The organism is Roseovarius indicus, from assembly GCF_008728195.1.
In the GTDB taxonomy this organism is placed as follows: domain Bacteria; phylum Pseudomonadota; class Alphaproteobacteria; order Rhodobacterales; family Rhodobacteraceae; genus Roseovarius; species Roseovarius indicus.
On the sequence record NZ_CP031598.1, the window covers coordinates 3,485,863 to 3,507,173 of the forward strand.

27 protein-coding genes are annotated in these 21,311 nt (G+C 66.9%); 12 read left to right on the forward strand and 15 right to left on the reverse strand.

Annotation, left to right across the window (positions count from 1 at the left end; all coding sequences use genetic code 11):
• Positions 1-214 precede the first annotated feature (214 nt).
• From uvrB to RIdsm_RS16710, 4 genes are all read left to right on the forward strand, one after another.
• The gene (gene uvrB / locus RIdsm_RS16695) at positions 215-2,416 is read left to right on the forward strand and encodes an excinuclease ABC subunit UvrB (protein WP_057816757.1); all 2,202 of its coding nucleotides are present in this window, start codon (positions 215-217) and stop codon (positions 2,414-2,416) included.
• Positions 2,417-3,103: 687 nt separating this feature from the next.
• Positions 3,104-3,355 (forward strand): hypothetical protein, encoded by a 252-nt coding sequence (locus RIdsm_RS16700; protein WP_057816758.1) that lies wholly within the window; start codon positions 3,104-3,106, stop codon positions 3,353-3,355.
• Positions 3,356-3,396: 41 nt separating this feature from the next.
• Positions 3,397-3,933, forward strand: coding sequence for a histidine phosphatase family protein (locus RIdsm_RS16705; protein ID WP_057816759.1), 537 nt, complete (start codon positions 3,397-3,399; stop codon positions 3,931-3,933).
• 41 nt (positions 3,934-3,974) lie between these two features.
• A complete protein-coding gene (locus tag RIdsm_RS16710) occupies positions 3,975-4,478 on the forward strand; it encodes a HugZ family pyridoxamine 5'-phosphate oxidase (RefSeq protein WP_057816886.1) in 504 nt (167 codons plus the stop codon).
• A gap of 66 nt (positions 4,479-4,544) precedes the next feature.
• Here the strand turns inward: RIdsm_RS16710 and RIdsm_RS16715 are convergent, their stop codons facing one another.
• On the reverse strand, positions 4,545-5,297 hold the full coding sequence (locus RIdsm_RS16715) for a sulfotransferase-like domain-containing protein (protein WP_057816760.1): 753 nt from the start codon (positions 5,295-5,297) through the stop codon (positions 4,545-4,547).
• 162 nt (positions 5,298-5,459) lie between these two features.
• The gene (locus RIdsm_RS16720) at positions 5,460-5,693 is read right to left on the reverse strand and encodes a TFIIB-type zinc ribbon-containing protein (RefSeq protein ID WP_057816761.1); all 234 of its coding nucleotides are present in this window, start codon (positions 5,691-5,693) and stop codon (positions 5,460-5,462) included.
• A gap of 263 nt (positions 5,694-5,956) precedes the next feature.
• On the opposite strand from RIdsm_RS16720, the gene RIdsm_RS16725 reads away from it, so the two are divergent.
• The gene (locus RIdsm_RS16725) at positions 5,957-6,478 is read left to right on the forward strand and encodes a YdcF family protein (protein ID WP_082647408.1); all 522 of its coding nucleotides are present in this window, start codon (positions 5,957-5,959) and stop codon (positions 6,476-6,478) included.
• Between the two features lie 132 nt (positions 6,479-6,610).
• On the opposite strand, the gene RIdsm_RS16730 is transcribed toward RIdsm_RS16725, so the two are convergent.
• The 6 genes from RIdsm_RS16730 to RIdsm_RS16755 all read right to left on the reverse strand — a co-directional run bounded on the left by RIdsm_RS16730 (position 6,611) and on the right by RIdsm_RS16755 (position 9,715).
• Positions 6,611-7,000, reverse strand: coding sequence for a hypothetical protein (locus RIdsm_RS16730; protein ID WP_057816888.1), 390 nt, complete (start codon positions 6,998-7,000; stop codon positions 6,611-6,613).
• 33 nt (positions 7,001-7,033) lie between these two features.
• The gene (locus RIdsm_RS16735) at positions 7,034-7,621 is read right to left on the reverse strand and encodes a rhodanese-like domain-containing protein (protein ID WP_057816762.1); all 588 of its coding nucleotides are present in this window, start codon (positions 7,619-7,621) and stop codon (positions 7,034-7,036) included.
• Positions 7,622-7,634: 13 nt separating this feature from the next.
• Positions 7,635-8,042 carry a universal stress protein gene (locus RIdsm_RS16740; protein WP_057816763.1) on the reverse strand — a complete coding sequence of 136 codons (408 nt, stop codon included), beginning with the start codon at positions 8,040-8,042 and terminating at the stop codon, positions 7,635-7,637.
• 72 nt (positions 8,043-8,114) lie between these two features.
• Complete coding sequence (locus RIdsm_RS16745) at positions 8,115-9,032, reverse strand: DMT family transporter (protein WP_057816764.1); 918 nt, start codon at positions 9,030-9,032, stop codon at positions 8,115-8,117.
• A gap of 48 nt (positions 9,033-9,080) precedes the next feature.
• Positions 9,081-9,398: a DUF5665 domain-containing protein gene (locus RIdsm_RS16750; protein WP_235607977.1), complete on the reverse strand. Its 318-nt coding sequence runs from the start codon at positions 9,396-9,398 to the stop codon at positions 9,081-9,083.
• Entirely contained in the window at positions 9,395-9,715 is a 321-nt protein-coding gene (locus RIdsm_RS16755; RefSeq protein ID WP_057816765.1) for an antibiotic biosynthesis monooxygenase family protein, read from the reverse strand. Before RIdsm_RS16755 ends, RIdsm_RS16750 begins: the two co-directional genes overlap by 4 nt.
• 134 nt (positions 9,716-9,849) lie before the next feature.
• Between RIdsm_RS16755 and RIdsm_RS16760 the strand changes: the two genes are divergently transcribed.
• On the forward strand, positions 9,850-10,494 hold the full coding sequence (locus RIdsm_RS16760) for a hypothetical protein (RefSeq protein WP_057816766.1): 645 nt from the start codon (positions 9,850-9,852) through the stop codon (positions 10,492-10,494).
• A 7-nt stretch (positions 10,495-10,501) separates the two neighbouring features.
• On the opposite strand, the gene RIdsm_RS16765 is transcribed toward RIdsm_RS16760, so the two are convergent.
• Positions 10,502-12,793: a glycosyl hydrolase family 28-related protein gene (locus tag RIdsm_RS16765; RefSeq protein WP_057816767.1), complete on the reverse strand. Its 2,292-nt coding sequence runs from the start codon at positions 12,791-12,793 to the stop codon at positions 10,502-10,504.
• Between the two features lie 199 nt (positions 12,794-12,992).
• Here RIdsm_RS16765 and RIdsm_RS16770 point away from each other — a divergent pair, with 199 nt between their 5' ends.
• Positions 12,993-13,769, forward strand: coding sequence for a methyltransferase domain-containing protein (locus RIdsm_RS16770; RefSeq protein WP_057816768.1), 777 nt, complete (start codon positions 12,993-12,995; stop codon positions 13,767-13,769).
• Between the two features lie 12 nt (positions 13,770-13,781).
• Here the strand turns inward: RIdsm_RS16770 and RIdsm_RS16775 are convergent, their stop codons facing one another.
• Positions 13,782-14,180, reverse strand: a complete 399-nt coding sequence (locus RIdsm_RS16775; protein WP_057816769.1) for a DUF4864 domain-containing protein — start codon at positions 14,178-14,180, stop codon at positions 13,782-13,784.
• Between the two features lie 149 nt (positions 14,181-14,329).
• On the opposite strand from RIdsm_RS16775, the gene RIdsm_RS16780 reads away from it, so the two are divergent.
• A complete protein-coding gene (locus RIdsm_RS16780) occupies positions 14,330-14,863 on the forward strand; it encodes a flavodoxin domain-containing protein (RefSeq protein WP_057816770.1) in 534 nt (177 codons plus the stop codon).
• An 8-nt stretch (positions 14,864-14,871) separates the two neighbouring features.
• On the opposite strand, the gene RIdsm_RS16785 is transcribed toward RIdsm_RS16780, so the two are convergent.
• Positions 14,872-15,276, reverse strand: coding sequence for a c-type cytochrome (locus RIdsm_RS16785; protein ID WP_057816771.1), 405 nt, complete (start codon positions 15,274-15,276; stop codon positions 14,872-14,874).
• Between the two features lie 11 nt (positions 15,277-15,287).
• Positions 15,288-15,701 carry a c-type cytochrome gene (locus RIdsm_RS16790; protein ID WP_057816772.1) on the reverse strand — a complete coding sequence of 138 codons (414 nt, stop codon included), beginning with the start codon at positions 15,699-15,701 and terminating at the stop codon, positions 15,288-15,290.
• 129 nt (positions 15,702-15,830) lie between these two features.
• On the opposite strand from RIdsm_RS16790, the gene RIdsm_RS16795 reads away from it, so the two are divergent.
• Both RIdsm_RS16795 and RIdsm_RS16800 read left to right on the forward strand, forming a co-directional pair.
• Positions 15,831-16,274 carry a DMT family transporter gene (locus RIdsm_RS16795; protein WP_057816773.1) on the forward strand — a complete coding sequence of 148 codons (444 nt, stop codon included), beginning with the start codon at positions 15,831-15,833 and terminating at the stop codon, positions 16,272-16,274.
• Between the two features lie 74 nt (positions 16,275-16,348).
• On the forward strand, positions 16,349-16,657 hold the full coding sequence (locus RIdsm_RS16800) for a hypothetical protein (RefSeq protein ID WP_057816774.1): 309 nt from the start codon (positions 16,349-16,351) through the stop codon (positions 16,655-16,657).
• Between the two features lie 4 nt (positions 16,658-16,661).
• Here RIdsm_RS16800 and RIdsm_RS16805 read toward each other — a convergent pair whose 3' ends face one another.
• The 3 genes from RIdsm_RS16805 to RIdsm_RS16815 form a co-directional block, all read right to left on the reverse strand.
• Entirely contained in the window at positions 16,662-17,642 is a 981-nt protein-coding gene (locus tag RIdsm_RS16805) for an Ldh family oxidoreductase (protein WP_057816775.1), read from the reverse strand.
• Between the two features lie 123 nt (positions 17,643-17,765).
• Positions 17,766-18,449: an ABC transporter ATP-binding protein gene (locus RIdsm_RS16810; RefSeq protein ID WP_057816776.1), complete on the reverse strand. Its 684-nt coding sequence runs from the start codon at positions 18,447-18,449 to the stop codon at positions 17,766-17,768.
• On the reverse strand, positions 18,442-19,731 hold the full coding sequence (locus RIdsm_RS16815; RefSeq protein WP_057816777.1) for a lipoprotein-releasing ABC transporter permease subunit: 1,290 nt from the start codon (positions 19,729-19,731) through the stop codon (positions 18,442-18,444). Before RIdsm_RS16815 ends, RIdsm_RS16810 begins: the two co-directional genes overlap by 8 nt.
• Positions 19,732-19,867: 136 nt before the next feature.
• Between RIdsm_RS16815 and RIdsm_RS16820 the strand changes: the two genes are divergently transcribed.
• The gene (locus tag RIdsm_RS16820) at positions 19,868-21,190 is read left to right on the forward strand and encodes a ferredoxin reductase family protein (RefSeq protein ID WP_057816778.1); all 1,323 of its coding nucleotides are present in this window, start codon (positions 19,868-19,870) and stop codon (positions 21,188-21,190) included.
• On the forward strand, positions 21,183-21,305 hold the full coding sequence (locus tag RIdsm_RS30750) for a hypothetical protein (protein WP_268874592.1): 123 nt from the start codon (positions 21,183-21,185) through the stop codon (positions 21,303-21,305). Before RIdsm_RS16820 ends, RIdsm_RS30750 begins: the two co-directional genes overlap by 8 nt.
• The last annotated feature ends 6 nt before the right edge of the window (positions 21,306-21,311 follow it).

The following is a 21,311-nucleotide window of genomic DNA, read 5'->3' on the forward strand; positions in this document are numbered from 1 at the left end:
CGGGCGACTGGGCAAGAGGGTGATTGCGCGCAGGTTGCGCCGAATTGAGCGGAGGCGTGCGGGGAAGCGTCGGACGCCTCCGGCGGGAGTATTTTGGGCAAGATGAAGGGCGTCCGGCTGACCGAACCTGTCAGGAGTGTCGCAGGCCGGGCGTTGGCGGGTTGAACTGGCGGGGAAAGAGGCCAAGTCTAACCCAAGCCCGAAGGAATCGCCCATGCCCTATGCCCACTCAGACAAGTCGGAGCCGCTCATGCACGCGCCGGCGCCGGACGTGAAACACCGCGACAAGCTGGAAGGCGGCAAGCGGTTCGTGATGGCGACCGAGTTCCAGCCGGCGGGCGACCAGCCCACGGCCATTGCCGAGCTGTCGCAGGGCGTCGACAGCGGCGAGCGCGACCAGGTGCTGCTGGGCGCCACGGGGACCGGCAAGACCTTCACCATGGCCAAGGTCATCGCGGAAACCCAGAGGCCGGCGATCATTCTCGCCCCGAACAAGACGCTGGCGGCCCAGCTCTACGGTGAGTTCAAGGGCTTCTTCCCCGACAACGCCGTGGAGTATTTTGTCAGCTATTACGACTACTACCAGCCCGAAGCTTATGTGCCGCGCTCGGATACCTATATCGAGAAAGAAAGCCAGATCAACGAACAGATCGACCGCATGCGCCACTCGGCCACGCGGGCGCTGCTGGAGCGCGACGACGTGATCATCGTCGCCTCGGTCTCGTGTATCTACGGCATCGGCTCGGTCGAGACCTACGGGGCGATGACCCAGGATCTAAAGGTGGGCGGCGAGTATGACCAGCGGCAGGTGATGGCCGACCTCGTGGCGCAGCAGTACCGCCGCAACGACCAGGCCTTCCAGCGGGGCAGCTTCCGGGTGCGCGGCGACAGCCTCGAGATCTGGCCCGCCCACCTCGAAGACCGGGCGTGGAAGTTGAGCTTCTTCGGCGAGGAGCTTGAATCGATTACCGAATTCGATCCGCTCACCGGCGCCAAGACCGGCACGTTCGAGCATATCCGGGTCTATGCGAATTCCCACTACGTGACGCCCAAGCCGACGATGCAGCAGGCGATCATCGGCATCAAGAAGGAGCTGCGCACGCGGCTCGACCAGCTGGTGGGCGAAGGCAAGCTGCTGGAGGCGCAGCGGCTGGAGCAGCGCACGAATTTCGACCTCGAGATGCTGGAGGCGACGGGCGTCTGCAACGGCATCGAGAACTACTCACGCTACCTGACGGGCCGCGCCCCGGGCGAGCCGCCGCCGACGCTGTTCGAGTTCATCCCCGACAACGCCATTGTCTTCGCCGACGAATCCCACGTCTCTGTGCCGCAGATCGGCGGCATGTACAGGGGCGACTACCGGCGCAAGTTCACGCTGGCCGAACATGGCTTCCGCCTGCCGTCGTGCATGGACAACCGTCCCCTCAAGTTCGAGGAATGGGACGCGATGCGCCCGCAATCGGTGTTCGTGTCGGCCACCCCCGCCGCCTGGGAGCTGGAGCAGACCGGCGGCGTCTTTACCGAACAGGTGATCCGGCCCACCGGTCTGCTTGATCCGCAGGTGGAAATCCGGCCCGTCGACATGCAGGTCGACGACCTGCTCGACGAGGTGCGGCGGGTGACGGAGGCGGGCTATCGCACGCTGGTGACGACGCTCACAAAGCGGATGGCGGAGGACCTGACCGAGTACCTGCATGAACAGGGCATCAAGGTGCGCTACATGCACTCCGACATCGATACGCTTGAAAGAATTGAGATTCTTCGCGATCTGAGGCTGGGTGCCTTCGACGTGCTGGTGGGGATCAACCTGCTGCGCGAGGGGCTCGACATTCCGGAATGCGGGCTGGTGGCGATCCTCGATGCGGACAAGGAAGGGTTTCTTCGCTCCGAGACCTCGCTGATCCAGACCATCGGGCGTGCCGCGCGGAACGCCGACGGGCGGGTCATCATGTATGCCGACCGGATCACCGGCTCGATGGAACGGGCGATGGGTGAGACCGAGCGGCGTCGGGCCAAGCAGATCGCCTATAACGAAGAGCACGGGATCACCCCCGCCACGATCCGCAAGAATGTCGACGATATCCTGTCGGGCCTCTACCAGGGCGATGTGGACATGAACCGCGTGACCGCGAAGATCGAGAAGCCGATGGCCGGTGCCAACCTGCAGGCGCATCTCGACGGGCTGCGCACCGATATGCGCAAGGCGGCCGAGAACCTCGAATTCGAGGAAGCGGCGCGCCTGCGCGACGAGATCAAGCGGCTTGAAGCCGTCGACCTTGCGGTGCACGACGACCCCCTGGCCCGGCAGCAGGCGGTCGAGAAAGCCTCGGACGCCGCCGTGGGCGCGAGGGGCCGATCGACCGCCGGACGGCCCGGCCAGCGCGGCGGCAACGTACAGCGGCGCAAGAAGCACTGAACCACGCCGGGGTTAAGCGGGAGTTAAGCGAACGTTTCGAAGCCTGCCCCCGCAGGTTGCGCCACAAACCGGCTCGGTGCAGGCGTGCCTTCCGGACATGGGCGGCGGGCCGGGCCAACCACCCCGGGCCCGCCGCCTTGCCCTGGAAAGCACAGGCCGGGGAGAACGGCCCGCGCACGGTCAGGGCAACCCGTTCCGGAGCCCTTGTTCACCTTCTATCGCCATTGCCACCCGCGACCGCCGCAGTCACCCTGTGACGCGCGGTCGGTCCGATCGACGGCACCATGTGCAGGGCCAAACCTTGCGCTCGGCCCTGTGGCGTATCACCCGGAGGCAATTGGCATGTTCAGGAAACATGCATTGCACCGGTTTCGCCCCCGTCAACAATTTTGCACGCATAACGGGTATTATCAATACCATTTCTCTCATTTCGGGCGCAGCGTGCGGTCTGCGCCTTGCCCGACAGGGAAGGCCCGAGCCGTCGGGCCACCTCGATCAAAGAGAGGGCGATTGAAGAATTTCCAGTTATACCCACGGGTTGCGCATCACATCTAACCCGCCGCCGGGCGACGCCGATTACACTCACCCTGTAAATCGCCTAAAAAACCGCCTATCTCCCGAGCCATGGTCCTGCAATTGACCCGCCACAGTCACGTCACGCACCCATTCTGAAGGCGATAGAGGCACATGCTTGAGCTCGACGCCACCAACACGCATCTCTACCCCGGCGCCAGGGGCACCGTGCTGAGCGGAGCACCCGGAGACGGCCCTGTCACGCTGCGATTTGCCGATGGCGCGGCGGCGCCCGGCATGCTGCAGGCCGAGACGCTGAAGGTCGAGCCCTACACCACCGCTGCCGGCACGCGCATCGCCGCCAAGGCGTGGCGCATCGCCTTCGACGGGGCACAGTTCCGGATCACCGCCAGGGACAACGCCTGATCCCACTGGACATCGGGGCCCAGGCCGCTAGCTCTGGCGTCATGCGTATCCTGCTTATCTTCCTGCTCCTTCTGCCCGGCCTCGCCCACGCCAATGACTGGCAGGCGCTCGAGGAACCCGGCGCGATTGCCATCATGCGGCACGCGCTGGCGCCCGGCGCCTCAGACCCCGATGATTTCGTGCTCGGAGATTGTTCGACCCAGCGCAATCTCGACGACCGGGGCCGTGCACAGGCACGGGCCATCGGCGCGGCCTTCCGCGAGCGGGGGATCACGTTCGACAAGGTCTTCACCAGCCAGTGGTGCCGCTGCCGGGAGACGGCCGACCTGCTCGACCTCGGGCCGGTCGAGGCAGCGCCGGCGATCAACTCGTTCTTCCAGGATTTCTCGCAGGACGCCCAAAGCACCGAAGCCGCGCGGAGGCTGATCGCCGAGACCTCGGGCCGCCGGATGCTGGTGACCCACCAGGTCAACATTTCCTCGCTCACCGGCCGCAGCACGCGCTCGGGCGAGGTGCTGATCATCCGGATGGAGGACGGCGCGGCTGAAATATTGGGCTCCATCATGATCGCGCCGTGAACCGGCTTGGCGGTCGCCGGCGCCCGTGCTACGCGATGGCCATGGAAAAGCCCGATCCGATCCGCCCCACCGATGACGAAGCCCGCACGCTGGCCCGTCAATTGATCGACGATGCCCGGTTCGGCGCGCTGGCCGTGACCGACGTGGAAAGCGGCGGGCCGTCGGTTACGCGCGTGGCGATCGGCACCGATCAGGGCGGCACGCCGGTGACGCTGATCTCGAGCCTTTCGGCCCATTGGCAGGCGCTGGCGGCGTCGCCGCGCTGTGCGCTTCTGCTGGGGGAGCCCGGGCCCAAGGGCGACCCGCTGGTGCATCCGCGGCTGACGGTGCACTGCACCGCCGCCTTCGTCGACCGGGACAGCGCGGAGCATGCGGAGCTGCGGGCGCGCTACCTCGAAAGCCACCCGAAATCGAAGCTCTACATCGATTTCGGGGATTTCGCCTTCGTGCGGTTCACCGCGGTCGACGCCCGGCTCAATGGCGGGTTCGGCAAGGCGTTCCGGCTGACGGCGGACGACCTTTCCGGGGTACCGACCAGCGTTTGACCGCCCTGCCGGCGCGCCTGAAGGTCGCGCTGCAAGCCGTTGTTCAAATGCGCCTTTATCGGATCACTAGACCAGCGCCACCTGCGAGAGGCGTTCGTAGAACGGCAGGTGATGGCGGAGATATTCCCGGAGGTGCGGCGCCTCTTCGGCGAGCGCCTCGAACTCGGCCTCCTTGCGGAGCATTTCCTCGGCATCTGCGGCGCGAATGCCGGAGGATGTCGAGGCCTGCTCGTGCCAGGAGCTGACCTGTTCCCAGTCCTGCGGGGCGTCCTTGTTCCAGTCGAAGGCCTCTTCGCGGAATTCCAGCCCGATCCGCTCCCACAGCTTGGACATGGTGCCGCGGGTGTCGGCGCGGACGGTTTCGGCCTCGATCACCACGGCGTCATGGCCCGCCTGGGTGACGGCCTGGTAGAGCTTCCACTCGTCTTCCAGCCCGATCTCGCGGCAGGACATGTCGGGGTCGAGCTTGTGATAGCTCAGGATCGAGGCCAGCGGATGGCGGATCAGGAAGCAATGCGTGACCCGCGCCATGAACTCGGGATCCTCGGTGATTTCCGGTATAAGATAGTACGCCATGTCCTTGAAAAAGACAGGGTTTTCCTCGGCCATGTCCACCAGCATGTCACGGATGCCGGCATAGGAGGTGGGATGGCCCTGCTGCGCGTCGAACCCGGGGAACGGCTTTTTCAGAACGCTGAGGTAATAGTAGTACATGAACGGTTCATGGGCGCAGGTCAGGTCGCCCCGCTCGCGCATCACTCGTTCCATCGCGGTGGACATCGAGCGCGGGTGCGACCAGAGCGCGATGATCTTGTTCATGGCATTGGGCCTCCTGTTGATCCGGGGGCCAGAGTAGCCGCAGCGGACGGGGCCCACAATGCGCAAAACCGGCAGGCACGCACCCGGTTTCGCCCGGATACGACAGGCCCGGCCGGGCCTGTCGCGGCAGGATTGAAAAGCTTCAACTTCTAGGTGCAATCCTCAGAAATCAAAGATTTCTTCGAGAAAGCCACCGCGCTTTTTCTTCTTGCGCCCGCCGCGGTCATCGTCGGCATTCCAGACTTGGGCGCGGGGCGGTTCGCTGGCGGAGCGGTCGATGATCTTGTCAAGCTCGCCCCGGTCGAGCCACACGCCGCGGCATTGCGGGCAATAGTCGATCTCGACGCCGGCGCGTTCGGCCAGTTGCAGGGTTTCTCCGTCCACGGGGCATTTCATCGGGCAGTCTCCTCAATCCATGTCTTTTTCGGAGGTGGGCAGCGTGGCGCGGAAGCGCAAGGGGCTGCGGCGGCATGTCCATGATGGGCGGACGTTTGCGAATCGGGGTTAACGGTCGGAAATGGCGCGATTTTTCGATGTCGGTATCGCGTCGGTATAACGTCGGTATTTTGTCGGTGTTTTCAGCGGTGCCCTGCCCGGGTTAACGCGGCGTGCGCAGGCGGCCGCGCGGACGCAACGGAGGGCTTGGAGACCCGGCCCCGATGCCGCATGGTGAGCCGATGGAGACCGACGACGACGCCCCCCGCCCCGCGGCCGCCCTCGTGCTGGGGGCGAAGGTGCTGCGCGGCGGCCAGCCCTCGGCGGCGCTCAAGCGCCGGGCGCTGCACGCGGCGCGGCTTTATCGCGAGGCGGTGGTGGAGCGGATCATCGCCAGCGGCGGCCCGCCCGGCGGCCGGCCGACCGAGGCCGAGGTGATCCGCAGCCTGTGCCTGACCGCGGGCGTGCCCGACGAGGCGATCCTGCTGGAGAACAAGGCGGCGAGCACGGAGGAGAACATCCGCTTCGCCCGCCCCATCCTGGAGGCCGAACGCATCGGGGCGGTCTGGCTGGTGACGGACGGGTTTCACGCCCGCCGGGCGAGCTTTACGGCACGGATGCAGGGGATGGAGGCGGAGATGTCCTGCCCCGCGCTGACCGGCGTGCCGCTGGGACGACGGGTGAAGACCTATCTGCGGGAGACGGGCGCGCTGGCGGTCTACGCGGTGCGGCTGTGGCGGGGGTAGGCCGGCAGAGGCGGAGCGTCGCGTTTTCTTCGAAGAAAACGCGACGGAAAATTGGAATTTTCCGGCACGGAATTTTGGAAAATTCCGATTTGGGATCAGGGCCGGCGCGCTGTCGACAGGCGCCCTGCCCTCCTACCGCGCCACCGTCACATCGACGTAGCGCCCGACGCCACCCGCCCCGTAGATGCGCACGAAAACGGTCGCCCCGCCCTGCAGCAGGTTCTGGCGGGCGATCGGATCCATCGAGCCGTTCATGATCATCCGCTCCATCGCGGCGCGGTTTTCGATGCTGCCGAAGAACGGGTCCCATTCATCGCCCGCGTGGCGGATGCCGAAGCGGTGGTAGTTGGCCCGGTCCTGCCGGAGCACCTGCCACGGCTGGGTCAGGCGCGCGCCGCTGGAATTGTAGAGGTCGTCGGTGCCGATGAAGGCGGTGTAGGCGCCGATCAGCTGTTGTGCCGCGGCGGGCATGGCCGCCGGTATGGCGAGGGCCAGGGCGGCCGCCGCGATAAGGTTGGTCATCCGTCGCATCATCACTCCCTTCGAAAATCACCGTCAGTCGCCGGTCACGGTCAGGCCCAGCATACGCCAGCTTTGCATGCCGCCGCGATAATAGTGAATCTTTTCGGCCGGGTAGCCCGCCGCGATCATCCTGCGGATGGCCGACGGGGATTGGCCGCACCAGAGCCCGTTGCAGAAGAGCGCGACCGGGCGGGCCTCGGCGCAGTCGAACCCGTCGAAGTCGATCTCGCAGCCCAGCTCATCCAGCCTGTCGGGCGCTTCGAGATAGGGGATGTTGATCGCCCCCGGGATCGAACCGCCCGCGAACCACTCGCGGGTGCGGCTGTCGATGACCAGGGCGTCGGGGTCGGCCAGCATGTCGAGCAGTTCCAGCTCTCCGATGGTGGTGACGCCCGGGGCCGCTATAATGGGCTGGATGCAGAAGGGCGGACAGGGGCGCGACGTGCGCGCCCATTCGCCCGAAAGCTCGTGGGCGTTGTCCTGGATGCGGGCGATCTCGGCCGGGCCGGCCTCGGTCTCGACGGTGACGGAGGGCATGTCGGGCCGGAGGTTCACCGGCTCCTGTGCCAGGGCCGGGGCGGCCGTGGCGAGCGCGGCCAGCAGGGCGATGATCCGGGTCATCTGCGCTGTCCGCTCACCGCACCACGTGGACGGCGCAGGTGGCGTGGCGCACCACCTGGTGCGCGGTGCTGCCCAGCAGCAGGTCCGACATGCCGGGCCTGTGGCTGGCGATGACGATGCAATCGACCGAGTTGCCCGCCGCCCAGTCGGTGATGGTGCGCCCGGCATGGCCGTCGATGACCACCCCCTGTGCGTGCGGGATCTTAGAGGCCATGTCGGCCAGCTCCGCCTCGATCGCCGAGCGGCTTTCGACAAGGTATTCCTGCGGCATGTAGGAGATCGCGTAGGTCGGGATCTGTTCCATCACGTGAAGAAGGGTGATGCGGCCGTCGGATCCGGCCAGAAGCTGCGCCGCTTTCATGGCGCCGGCGGCGTCGCGGTCTTCCTCGAAGGAAATCGGAACGAGGACGTGTTTGTACATTTTCGGGGTCTCCCATGCGCGTTTCGTCGGGGTGAGTCTGTCACGCCCGAGCCTACACCGCTTTGACCCGGATCAACCTGTCCAATGCACGCGACGCCGGCGCAGAAGGCGGCCATCGGTGACGATCAGCCCAAGCGCGATGAGGCCGAACCCCGCGAAGGCGCCCGGCGAGAGCCGTTCGCCGAGCCCGGCCGCACCAAGCGTGACGGCCACCGGCGGGATCATCAGCGTGACGAGCATCAGGTTCGCGGCCCCTGCCCGCTTGAGGATGCCGAAATAGAGCAGGTAGGCCAGAGCCGTGGACAGCGTGGAGAGGCCGAGCAGCGCGGCCCAGACATGGGCCGGCAGGGCCAGCTGCGGCGGCCCGTCGGCGAGCAGGACGACCGGGATCATCAGCACCGTGCTGCCCGTCAGCATGCCGAGCGCGTTCATCTCGGGCGGCGGGCCAGAGAGCATGGCGCGACCCCAGACGCTGGCGAGGGCATAGCTGAGAGCGGCGCCGAGGACGGCAAGCTGCGCAAGGTTGGTGGGGTCGAGCCCGGTCAGAAGCCCCGGCCCCATGATCGCCGCCACCCCCGCCAGCCCGAAAAGCGCGCCGGTGATCTTGCGCGGCGTCAGCGGCTCGTCGGCCAGCAGCAGCCCCGCCACCACCGCGCCGAACACCGCCGTGGTGCCGTTGAGGATCGAGGCAAGGCCGCTGTCGATGCGGGTCTGGCCCCAGAAGATCAGCGAGAAGGGAATGGCGTTGTTGAGCGCGCCCATGACGAGATAGGCGGCCCAGATACGCGGGCTGCGCGGCAGGGCGATGCCCCGGAGGCGGATGACGAGGAATAGCACCGGCAGCGCCCAGACCACGCGGTGCAGCGTGACGGTGAGCGGCGGCACGGCCTGGAGAGCGATCTCGGCGAAGAAGAACGAGCCGCCCCAGACGGTGGCGAGCCCGGCCATCATCAGGCCGGCGGCGGGGGGTATGCTGGGTGCGGGTGCCATGCGTCGGGCATGGCACGGACGGGCCGGTCAGGCGACCCGGATCCTGCGCTAATTGGCCTCCATCGCCGCTTCGATCTGCTGGGCGATCTGGGTCGCCCATTCGCCGATGATCGGCAGGAACTCGACCTGGCTCAGGAACCAGGCGAGGATCGACAAGAGCAGCGAGGCGCCCAGCACCGAGCCCAGGCCGAAGACCAGCCCGCGGGCAAAGTTGAAGGCCAGCACCTTGGGCAGCGAATTGTGCATGCGGATGAAGTTGTGGGAATTCAGCCGCGCAACCTCCTTGGTGAGCGAGCGCAGCTCTGCGCGCACATCCTCGGGGGCCGCTTCCGGTTCGGGCTGGCGTCTGCGGCGGAAACGGGTCAATCGAAGGTCGCTGTCACGTCGTACATCACCGGCTCGAAGCTCTTGCAGAGCTCGTTGATCTTGCGGTTGCGCTTGCGCATCTCGTCGCTGCGCAGCATGGCCTGGAAATCCTCCCGCGAGCGCCATTGCGAGTAATTGGCGATCCGGGTCTGGGCGTCGTTGACATGCAGGCCGGCGGCGATGAAGCCGGGCTGTTTCGAGATGAACTCCTCGTAGGCGGCGGTCAGTTCATCCATGAGGTCCTGACAGGTGCCGGGGGTCATCTCGAAGGTGGTGATGACGGTCTGGACATCCTGAGACGTGGCGATCTTGGGCATCGACTCTCCCCTCTCATTGCGTCTCCAGCCTATCAGCTAGAACGCAGCGGGCAACGCGCAAGGCCGCCTCCCGGGTGGATTAACCACTCATTTACCAGTTTGGGCGAGGCTGGGGCCAAGGGAGGCTGATCGGAATGTTGCGGATCTTGGTTCTGCTGCTGGCATCAGCGGCCGGAACTCTGGCCGCCGCAAGCCCCTGGCCGATGGAGAAGGGCGAGGGACAACTCTGCTTTTCCATCGAGGGCAAGACGGGCGACGGCTCGGGGGCCTATGCCACGCTCTACACCGAGGTGGGCGTGGGCAGGGGCCGGGTCGTGGGGCTCGATTTCGGGCAGGCCGAGGATGATCTCGACAAGGCGGTTCTGTTCGCGCGTGTCCCGTTCGGAGCGCGCGGCGGCAACATCGTGCAGGCCTGGGAGATGGGCGTGGGCATGGTGGGTGGCGAGCTGGCGCTCAGGCCGGGGATCTCGCTGGGGCAAGGCTTTCAGATCGGGGACAGCCCGGGCTGGGTGGCGCTGGAAAGCCGGGCGGTGATTTTCGAGAAAGGCGCGGGCATCTTCCAGACCGACCTGACGGTGGGCGCGGAAACGGCGCGCGGCAACAAGTGGATGGTGCAGCTTCAGATGGGCGCGCCGAGCGATCACGACCCTTACGTGAAACTGGCGCCCAGCTTTGCCTTCAGGCAGGGAAAGGGCCGCCACCTCCTTTTGGGGGCGACGGCCGGATTGGTGAACATCGATACGGTGAAGATCACCTTCGGGTTATGGCAGGAATTCTGACCGCCCGTCAGGTCGGCGTGTCGATCCGCACGCGGAGGGTGACGCTGCCCTCGACCGGCACTTCCCAGCGCAGGTTGACGCGGTCCTTGTTGGGGCCCTGCTGGACCTGGTGATAGGGCATGCCCCAGTAGATGCCCCCGCCCTGTTCACGGATGGCCCCCTTGGCGGTGACCGATTCCACCGTGCGCGCCCAGGCCTGGAAAGGCAGTTTCGGGAAAGGCTGGATCACCCAGGTCGAGCTGTGGCTGGCCTCGGCATGCTCCATCACCAGCGGGTTTTCGACCACGGTGTTGACGTTGTTGAAGGAATTGCCGGTGAAGGTGATGTTCCTGAACCGGCTGAAATCCATCGGTGCAAAGCTGGTGTCGATCCCCTCGACCCGGTCGATATTGCCGTCGAAGAGGCGGAACGTGTTGCCCGTGACGTTGAGGCCATTGATGAAATGCCCGCTGCCATAGGGCTTCACCCGGATGAAGTTGAACGACGGTGCCGTGCTTTGCGACAGGAAGTTGTTGTTGGTGATGCTCATCGCCGAGAAGGAGAACTCGCTCGAGAAGCCCGGGTTCTTGTCATGCTCGTTTGTCCATTCGATCGAGCAGTCGCAGATGTAGTTGCCGCTGATTGTCGCCCGCGAGTTGGAATGCGCCATGACGATGCCGGCGCTGCGCGGCCCCACATCGGCGGCGTCGCCCTGGAAGATGTGGTTGCCGAGGATCACCGAGCTGGTGCCGCCCACCACCGCGAAATGCTTGAAATAGGTACAGCGGTTATGCCGGATCTTCACGTCGTTGGCGTTGATGTTGACCCCGATCGAGGTGCGGTTCGGGACCAGGAGCTGGGTCTCGTCCGACAGGAACTGGCAGCGGTCGATCATCATGCCCTGGCAGCCGTCGCCGTGGCTCGACACGCCCCGCTCGCGCGGCGAGGTGAACCAGCAGTCGCGCAGGTGAAAGCCGATGCCCTTGGTGGGCAGCAAAAGCCCGTTGCAATCGCCCCGGCAGAGGAAATCGACATTCGAGATCGCGAATTTCGAGATCTTCGAGAAACCGGAGAAATCGAGCATGTACTTGAAGCGGCGGAAGGTGAAATTCTGCGTGCCGACCGCATCGTAAAGCTCGCGGCTCAGCTCGATCGTGCCGGCGCCCACGTTCTTCGACTTCACGTAGACCTCGCGGCCCACCCCGTTGCCCTCGACCAGCGAGCCCACGGGGATGTTGGCGACATTGGCCACGTTGTTGAGCTCGTAGCCCTTGCTGGTGGTATAACTGGCCTGCGAGGTGAATGTCTCGGTGTCCCAGTTGGGCCCGGCCACGACCGAGAACTGGCCGTTGCTGATCACCCGACGCTGGGCGAAGTTGCTGACATCGGGAACGGCGGCCTTGAGGTCGACGGGCTCGCGCAGGTCGATCTTGAGGCCCGCGAGGTCAAGCTCGACATGATGCGGCGTGCTGATCAGCGACTGGAACGCCTTGCGAAAGGCCACCTCCTCGTCGCCGAAGGCGTCGATATAGCCCGGCATGTCGAAATTCTGCATCAGGGTCAGCACCTTGTCGGTGGGCATGGTGACCGTGCCGTCGAACCGCGCACGCGCCTGAAGGGTCACGCTGTCGCCGAGGAAATAGGTGCCCTCGGGGATCAGCACGTCGCGCCCGTCGGCGGCGGCATCGGCGGCCTCGAAAGCCGCGTGATCGTCGGTGGTGCCATCGCCCACGGCGCCATAGTCGCGCACGTCGACCACGCCGATCATGTCGCGCAGGAAGAAGCGGGTGACATCCTCGATCTCGATATCGTCGATGCGCACGACACCGCCATTGGGCCCGGTCAGGTCGAGGCCGAAATGGCCATATTCGGCCTGCGTGCCCCACGGCATGTCGACCCCGCCGCGCCGGCCGGTGCCGACGATGGCACTGACCTCGACCACGTCGCCATAGGCGGTCAGCGTGGTCGCCGGGCCGGTCTCGTCCACCCCCGAGACATGCGCGCCGCCCGCGGCCCCCGCCCAGCCGGCAATGCGCACGTTGGGCAGCGCGCCGCTCACGGCCTTCACCCGCGCGCGGATGCGCAGGTAGCAGCCGGGCAGGATCGGCGTCTGGCCGGTATAGCGCAGCTTCATGGTGGCTTGCGTCTTCAGAAGCTCCAGCGCCCCGCCGAAATCGGCGTCAGAGGGCACGAAGGCCGCATCGGGGGAGTTGTCGTAGGTGTCCGAGCCCGGTGTGCCATTGCCGCTCGACCAGACGTCGAGCCCGTTTGCAAAGGCCGGCGGCATGAAGGTGATGCCATCGGTAACTGCCTTGTTCATCGCTTTCCCTTTCCGCATCCGCCGCGCGGGCGTCCCGGGCCCGGATGTCAATTGGATTACCTCACCGAGCGGTCGCACCGCCGGTGAAATCGGGGGGTATGCGCAAGGGGTTAGCGAGGTGTCTTCGCACCGTTCGGTACGTGTTGCGCGACCTGTGCTAGGATGGCGCACCGGGCATCAAAGGGGGAGGACGTTCCCTATGCTGGAATTCGACGCGGCCACGCGCCGCATTCTCGACCGGTCCTATGCCGGGTCGGACGTGGTGCGCCGGCGGCTGGAGAACTTCCGCGCCCTCGACCCGAAGCCGGGGGAGCGGGTGCTCGACCTCGGCTGCGGGTCGGGTTTCCTGACGGCCGAGATCGCGCGGGCGGTGGGCGATGCGGGCCACGTGCTGGGCGTCGACCCGAGCCCCGACATGCGCGCCGGGGCCGAGGAGAATTGCGCCGGATTCGGGAAAGTGCAGATCGCGGCGGGCGATGCGGGCGCCATCCCGGCCGAGGACGGGGCCTTCGACAAGATCGTGTCGCTCCAGGTCTTCGAATATCTCGACGACGTCCCTACCGCGCTGGCCGAGGTGTCGCGGGTGCTGAGGCCCGGCGGGCGGCTGGTGGTCGGCGACTGGCACTGGGATTGCTTCGCCTGGCACAGCGCCGACCCAAGCCGGATGGCGCGGATGATGGCCTCGTGGGACGAGCACTTGGCCGAACGCTGCGTCCCTGCCCTGTTGCCGGCGCTCATGTCCCACGCCGGCTTCGCCTTCGGCGAAAGCCGGGCGGTGCCCTTTACCGACACCTGCCTGCGCGCCGACGGGATGGCCAACATGATGCTGCACCTGATGGCCGGCTATGCCCGCCAGAACGGCCACCTGCCCGAAACCGAAATCGCCGCATGGAAGGCCGAGCAGGAAGAGCTGGCCCGCGCGGGCCGCTTCTTCTTCTCGCTCACCCATTTCGTCACCGTGGCCCACAAGGCGTGAGCCCCGGCGGCGTCAGGCCGTGCCTTCCGTCGCCTTGCGCACCCGCACCGCGTTGATCAGCCAGCCCATCTCGCCCGGGATCATCTGGTATTCGAGGATATAGAGCGCCCCCTCGGCATCCCGCACCATCACGTTCTGCCACAGCTCCTTGCCGCGGCGGTCGATGGAGAGGAAATTCACCTCGGACGGGCGCCAGACCATCGGATAACCCTGCCGGACCATCTGGCCGAACTTCTCGGGCGTGCCGAAGATATCCTTGATCATCGGGCTGGCATAGGTGAAGGCGGTTTCGAAATCATCGGCGAGGAACGCGTCGATCTGGCTCGTGATGACCTTTTCGATATCCTCGTTCGCCTTGGCCGGCAGGGCCAGCGCGAGGGTCATCAGAACCGCAGCTATCATGTGTCGCATATAATACCTCCATGACGGTGATACGGACGTGACGTAAGGGTCGGATCACTCTTGCCGCGCCCGCCCTTCGAGGATTGACGCCGATCAATGCGCCCTGCCCCCGTCTGCGGCAGGCTGGGCGCATCCTGTCACAGCCCCCGGAGGCCCCCATGAAAGTGCTCGTCGCCTATGCCAGCAGCGAAGGCCAGACCCGCAGGATCGCCCGCCACGTGGCCGACCGGCTGGCCGATCAGGGCCACGCGGTCGAGCTTCTTCAGGCCGAGGACGGCACCGAAACCGACCTTGCCCGCTTCGACCGGGTGATCGTGGCCGCGTCGATCCATATCGGCCATTACCAGAAGTCCCTTGGCCGTTTCATCGCCGAACAGGCCGGGGCGCTGGCGGGCAAACCCTCGCTGTTCCTGTCGGTCTCGCTGGCCGCGGCCGGGCACGAGGCGGAAGACTGGCGGTCGCTGGCGCAGATTCTCGCCGATTTCGAAAAGGCCACGGGCTGGACGCCGGGCCACGCCGAACAGATCGCCGGCGCCTACCGGCCGTCGCAATACGATGTCGTCACCCGCTTCGTCATGCGTCGCATCCTCGCCAGGAAAGACCCCGAGGCCGATCTCGAGGCCGACAAGGACTACACCGACTGGCCCGCGCTCGACACGCTGGTCGACAGCTGGCTGACAGGCCCCGCCTGAGGCCCGCCTCAGCCGTCCTGCAACACCTTCAGGTAGGCAATCAGATCGGCCACCGCGCCGCTGGTTTCGATCTCGGTGCCGTCCTCGGCGGTCAGGGTCGCCTCCCCGCCCTCGTCGAAGAAATTGCCATAGACCGGCATCTGGCTGCCATGCGAGACCAGCGGGTCGCGCCCGTCGATGCGCTGAATGACCCGGTCGAGCGGGAACACCCCGTCATTCTCGTCGGCAAGCTGCGTCAGGTCCTTCGGCTGCACGGTCAGCACCGCGCGCATCGGCCCTGTCCCGTCGCCGTTTTCGCCATGACAGCTCGCGCAATAGCGCCAGTAGGTCTCGCGCCCCTTGCCGGCATCCTCGGCCAGCGCCGGCGCGGCCAGAAGGGCCATTGCCAGTAATCCAAATGCAGTCTTGCGCATCTCCAGTCTCCCTAAGCCTGAATCGTTTCCAAGTACCGGGCGATCGCCAGAAGCCCGGCGGGCGTTTCCACCCGCGTGCCGGTTTCATCCGCCCATGATACCATCGGGCCGGTCAGGATGGTGCCGAATTCCGGCATCTCGCCCGCGCGCCCCGCATAGCCGTGCACCCTGGCCATGACCATGCTCCAGGGAAACACCCCGCCGTTGCGGGCCGACAGCGCCGTCAGATCCGCAGGCGATACCGGCAGGCCGGCGGCCAGCACCCCGTCGCCCCGGCCGCCCGGACCGTGGCAGGCGGCGCAATGGTCGGCATAACGAGCCGCACCGGTCATCGCATCGGTCTGGCGGGGGGTCACGCAGGCCCCCAGCGCCAGTACCGCCGCCAGCCCCGGCCCGATGATCCGCATGAAGCGCGTGATGCGCATGTCCTGCCCTGCCTTGCTCTCGTTGTCCCCACAGAACCATGTTGTACGCCAAGGCACATTGATCTGGATCAGCGGCCGCCCCCGTGCCATTGTCCGCGCGGACAGCACCAAGCCCAAGGAAACCACCCAATGCCCGTCACCACAACCTATGCCATCGTGATGCTGGCCGCCGGCTTCGGCATCCCGATCCTCGCAGCGCTCAACGCGGCCCTCGGGGTACGGCTCGGCTCACCTGTGGCGGCGGCGACGATCCTCTTCGTGGTGGCGCTCGGCTCCACGCTGATCGTGCTGGCGATCAGCCGGCCCTCGGGGCTGCTGACGACGGGCCCGGCGCCGAAGCATCTCTATCTGGGCGGGCTGCTGGTCGCGTTCTACGTGCTCTCGGTCACCATCGTCGCGCCCAAGTTCGGGGTCGGCAACGCGATCTTCTTCGTTCTGCTCGGCCAGCTCGTCAGCGCCGCCGCCATCGACCATTTCGGCCTGTTCGGCGCCAGGGTCTCGCCCCTGTCGCTGACCCGCGGGCTCGGCATCGGGTTGATGGTGGCCGGGGTCTTCATGACCCAGCGGGTCTGAGCCCGCTGACCGAACGGAACCGTTGGCAGAGACCGGCCAAGCCGTGATAGGCTTGCGCCCAAAGGAGACATCACATGGCCCAGCACACACACCGCCGCGCCATCCTCGGCTGGATCGGCCTTTTCGGCCTGACGGGCACCGCCGCCCTCGCCCAGCCCGCCGAGGAGTTTGACCCCGCCGAACTGGTCCCGCGCCGGTTCTCGCCCGAGGAATTCGCCTCGCTCGACGCCAACGAGATCTACATGGCCAGCCTTGCCCTGCGCCGGGGCCGGCGGATCACGATCGACGGCTGCTCGGCCTCGGACAGCGCCGAGGTGATCCGGCTGGCCGCCTCCGACCGCAGCGCCGGGTTGCAGAAGATGCGCAGCCTCTGCGGCGGCTGATCGCTCAGCCCGCCGCCAGCGCCTGCGCCTGTTTCCAGGCCGCGTCATCCACCTCGACCGGGTCGGCCGCCTGCCGCCCGGCACCGGGGATCCGCGCGCCCTCGTCCTGCGCGACCATCTCGGCGATCCGCGCGAAGCGGTCCTGGAAGGCGCCCGAGAGCCCCGGATCGATCAGCAGGTAGTAATCGCCGATATCATGCGGCGCGCCGTCCGGCGCCTTGAGCGGGCCAATGTCCGGTGCCGCCCGACTGCCGGTCATGCCCGCCGCCAGCAACTCGGCCATCAGGCCGAAGCCCCAGCCCTTGTAGCCGCCCATGCTGACCAGCGAGCCGCCCAGCGCCGCCTCGGGGTCTGTCGTGGGATGGCCATCGGCATCCACCGCCCAGCCTTCGGGGATCTTTTCACCGGCCGCCTTGGCCATGGTGATCTTGCCCAGCGCCACCGTGGTGGTCGACTGGTCGAACAGCATGGCGATACCGCCCTCCCCGTCCGGCACCGCGAAGGAGATCGGGTTGGTGCCGATCACCCGCGTCTTGCCGCCCGGCGGCGCCACGATGGGCGAGGCGTTGGTCATGCCCAGCGCGATCAGCCCCTCGCGGGCGATCTGTTCGGTGAAGAACCCAAGCGAGGTACAGGTATGGGCGTGGCAGATGGCGAGGCTCGCGACCCCGCACTCCCGCGCCGCCGCCACCGCCTCGGGCAGCCCCCGCGAAAACGCCGGCTGCGCAAAGCCCAGCCGCGCATCGACCACAACCGCACCGGGGCGCGGGCGGCTGACCTCCGGCTCGACATCGCCCTTCACCCGGCCCGACTTGAGCTGCTGGCAATAGCTTTCGAGGTAGTAGAGCCCGCAGATCCGGTTGCCATAGCCTTCCGCCACCCGTACCGCCCGGGCCACCTCACCCGCGATCCAGGCCTCGGCGCCATGCGCCACCAGCGCGGCGCGCGTGACCTCTTCGATCTCGGCCAGCGATACCTTCACCATTCCCGCATCTCCCTCTCCATCTGGTCCGGGGCCGAAAACCTGGTGCACCCCCGGGCTTCATCTTGCCCAAAATACTCCCGCCGGAGGCTCCCGCACGCGCGGCAGGCGCCGCCGCCAGAGGCCCTATCCCGCGACAACCCTGCCCTGCTCGAGCTTCACGATCCGGTCCATACGCGCGGCCAGCTCGAGGTTATGCGTGGCGATCAGCGCCGCCAGCCCGGTGCCGCGCACGAGGTCCATCAAGGTCTCGAACACCGTGTCCGACGTGACGGGGTCGAGGTTGCCCGTGGGCTCGTCGGCCAGCAGCAGGCGGGGCGAATTCGCCAGCGCCCGGCAGAAGGCCACGCGCTGCTGCTCGCCGCCCGACATGGCCGAAGGGCGGTGTCCGGCCCGCCCGGCGATGCCGACGCGGTCGAGAAGCTCGTCGGCCCGCGCAATGGCCTCGGCCCGTGGCACCCCGTCGGCCAGCTGCGGCAGCACGATGTTCTCGCGCGCCGTGAATTCCGGCAGCAGGTGATGAAACTGGTAGACGAAGCCTACCTCGCGCCGCCGCGCGACGGTGCGGCGGCGGTCCGAGAGGCCCGTCATCGCCTCGCCGCCGATCTCGACGATCCCGCTGTCGGGCGTGTCCAGCAGCCCCGCAATGTGCAGAAGCGTCGACTTGCCCGCGCCCGATGGCGCCACCAGCGCCACCATCTCGCCTGCGCCGATCTCCAGCCCGGCCTCGCGCAGCACGCGCACCTCGCCCTTCTGGCCGGCGTTGTAGACCTTCTCGATCCCTTTCAGGCGCAGCATCGGGTCACTCATAGCGCAGCGCCTCCACCGGGTTGAGCCGCGCCGCACGGCGAGCGGGGAAAATGGTGACGATGAAGCTGAGCCCCAGCGACAGGCCCACCGCCGACATCACGTCCCAGAATTGCAGCTTGGCGGGCAGGAAATAGATGCCGCGGCTGTCGGGCGTCCAGATCGGCTGATCCGAGAAGGAATCGAGCAGCGCGAAGATCGGGTCGATATAGATCGCGAAGAGGCACCCGAAGAGCACGCCGAAGGCCGTGCCGATCACCCCGGTGAACGCCCCGCAGATGAAGAAGACCCGCAGCACCGAGCCTTCCGTCAGCCCCATCGTCCGCAGGATGCCGATATCGCGCCCCTTGTTCTTGACCAGCATGATCAGGCCGCTGGTAATGTTCATCGCCGCGATCAGCACCAGCACCGACAGGATCACGAACATCACGTTATCCTCGACATCGAGCGCGCGCAGGAAGCTGCCCGAGGAATCCTTCCACGTCCACAGGTAGCTGCGCTCGCCCGCCGCCTGTCGCAGCGGGCCCGCCATCGCCTCCAGCGCCTCGGGCTCTTCCAGCATGACCTCCAGCTCGTCCGCCCGCCCCTCGCGGTTGAAGAAGCTCTGCGCCTCCTCGAAGGGCAGGTAGGCGCGGGTCTTGTCGATGTCGTAGCGCCCGGCCTCGAAGATATAGACCACCTCGTAGGCGTTGATCCGGGGCGAGGAACCAAAGGCCGTCTTGACCCCGTTGGGCGAGATCAGCTTGATCCGGTCGCCGATCGAAACACCAAGGTCGCGGGCAAGGATGCCGCCCAGCGCGATACCGTTCGGAAAGGCTTCGACATCGCCATTGGAGGTTTCCTCGTTGACGATGCGGGGAATGGTCTTGAGGTCGTCGAGCGCGATGCCGAACACCTCGACCCCGGCGGAGCGGTCGCGGGCATTGGCCATCACCTGCCCCTTGATCAGCGGCGCGACGCGGGTCACGCCGGGAACCTGGCGCACGCGCTCGGCCATCGCCTCGTAATCCTCGATGGTGCGGTCGATGCGGCCGGTCTGCTGGTCGACATTGCCGCCATTGTAGATCGTCACATGGGCGTTGGCGCCGAGAATGGTATCGACGAACTCCGCCCGGAAGCCCGAGCGCACCGCCAGCGTCGCGATCAGGGCGAAAACCGCCAGCGTGATGCCGATCAGGCTGATCCACGTCATGGTCGAGACGCCGCCCTCGGCCCGTCGGGCGCGCAGGTAGCGCCAGGCGATCATCCATTCAAAGCGGGAAAACGGGGCTGGATTGGCTGCCACGGGGACCTCTGATGCCTTTTTGCCGCGGAGACTGCGTTTTATCCCCGGCAGGGTCAAGGTCAAGCAGGCCAGTTCACGGATTTGATAAACTGACGCTATAGGGGCTTTCGAACCGGGTGAAAACAGGGGGTGGATCGTGCCGGCGGGCATACTCATTCTGGGCTATCTGGCGCTGGTGCTGGCGCCGCTGGGCTTGGCCTGGGCGCAGGGTCTGGCGCCGCGCGGCGTGTGGGATGAACTGGCCAGCGGGTTGGGCCTTCTGGCCACGGCAATGATTCTGGTGGAATTCCTGCTGCTTGGTCGATTCCGCGCCGTCACGGGCCGCGTGGGCAGCGACGTGGTGATGCGCAGCCACCAGCTTCTGGCGCGGGTCGCGGCGGTCTTCGCTCTGCTGCATCCGATCCTCTACGCCTCGCCCCGGGCCCCGGCCCCCGTGTGGGACGTGACGCACCGGACGACGGTCGAGACCAGCTGGCCCGCCCTCTGGCCCGGGATCGTGGCGCTGCTGCTTCTGGCAGGCCTCGTGGGCATGGCCATCGGGCGGGATGCCACGGGCATCCGGTACCAGCATTGGCGGCTGATGCACGGTCTGATGGCCGCGATGGTGGCGGGCTTCGGCGTCTGGCATGCCCTGCGCGCGGGGCGCTACAGCCAGGATCCGGGCCTTGCCGCGCTGTGGCTGGGGCTGCTGGCGGTGGCGGGCATGGCGCTTCTCTGGGTCTACATCGTCGCGCCCCTGTTGAGACTGCGCCGCCCGTGGCGGGTGACGGAGGTGCGCAACGAGGGCGACCGGACATGGGTCGTGACGCTTACACCGGACTTCGACGGTACGATGCCCTACCGCGCCGGGCAGTTCGCGTGGCTCAACGTCGGCCACCCGGTCTTTTCGCTGGACGAAAACCCGTTCTCCATCGCCTCCGCCCCCTCGGCGGGGCGCGAGGTGCAGTTCCTCATCAAGGAACATGGCGACGGCACGCGCCTCACGGGCCAGATCGCCCCCGGCACGCGGGCGTGGCTCGAGGCGCCGCACGGCCACCTGACGCTCGCCGCCCATGACGACGCGACCGGCGTGGCGCTGATCGCGGGCGGCGTGGGGCTCGCGCCCCTGATTGGTATCCTGCGGGAGCTCAACGCGACAGGAGACACCCGCCCCACCGTGCTGATCTATGGCAACCGTCATGCCGGACAGATCGCCTTTCGCGAGGAGCTGGACGAGCTGTCACGCACCCACGGCACCGAGCTGGTGCATGTGCTGTCCGAGCCGCCCGACGGCTGGACGGGCGAGACCGGCATGGTCAGCCCTTCCCTGCTGAAGCAGCATTTCGACCGCGACGACCGGCGCGACTGGCTCTACGTGCTCTGCGGCCCGCCGCCGATGCTGCGCGCGGTGGAAGCCACGCTTCTGAACCTCGGCATCCCCTCCTCGCGCATCCTGTCGGAGCAGTTCGTCTATGATTGACCCGTTTCGCAAACTGCCCGCCCAGCGCCGGATCACGGCCACCGTAGCACTTATCCTGATCGTGCTGCTGCTGGCGCTGGCGGCCTTTGCCCTGCGCGGCCCCTTGGGCCTCTGACGCCCG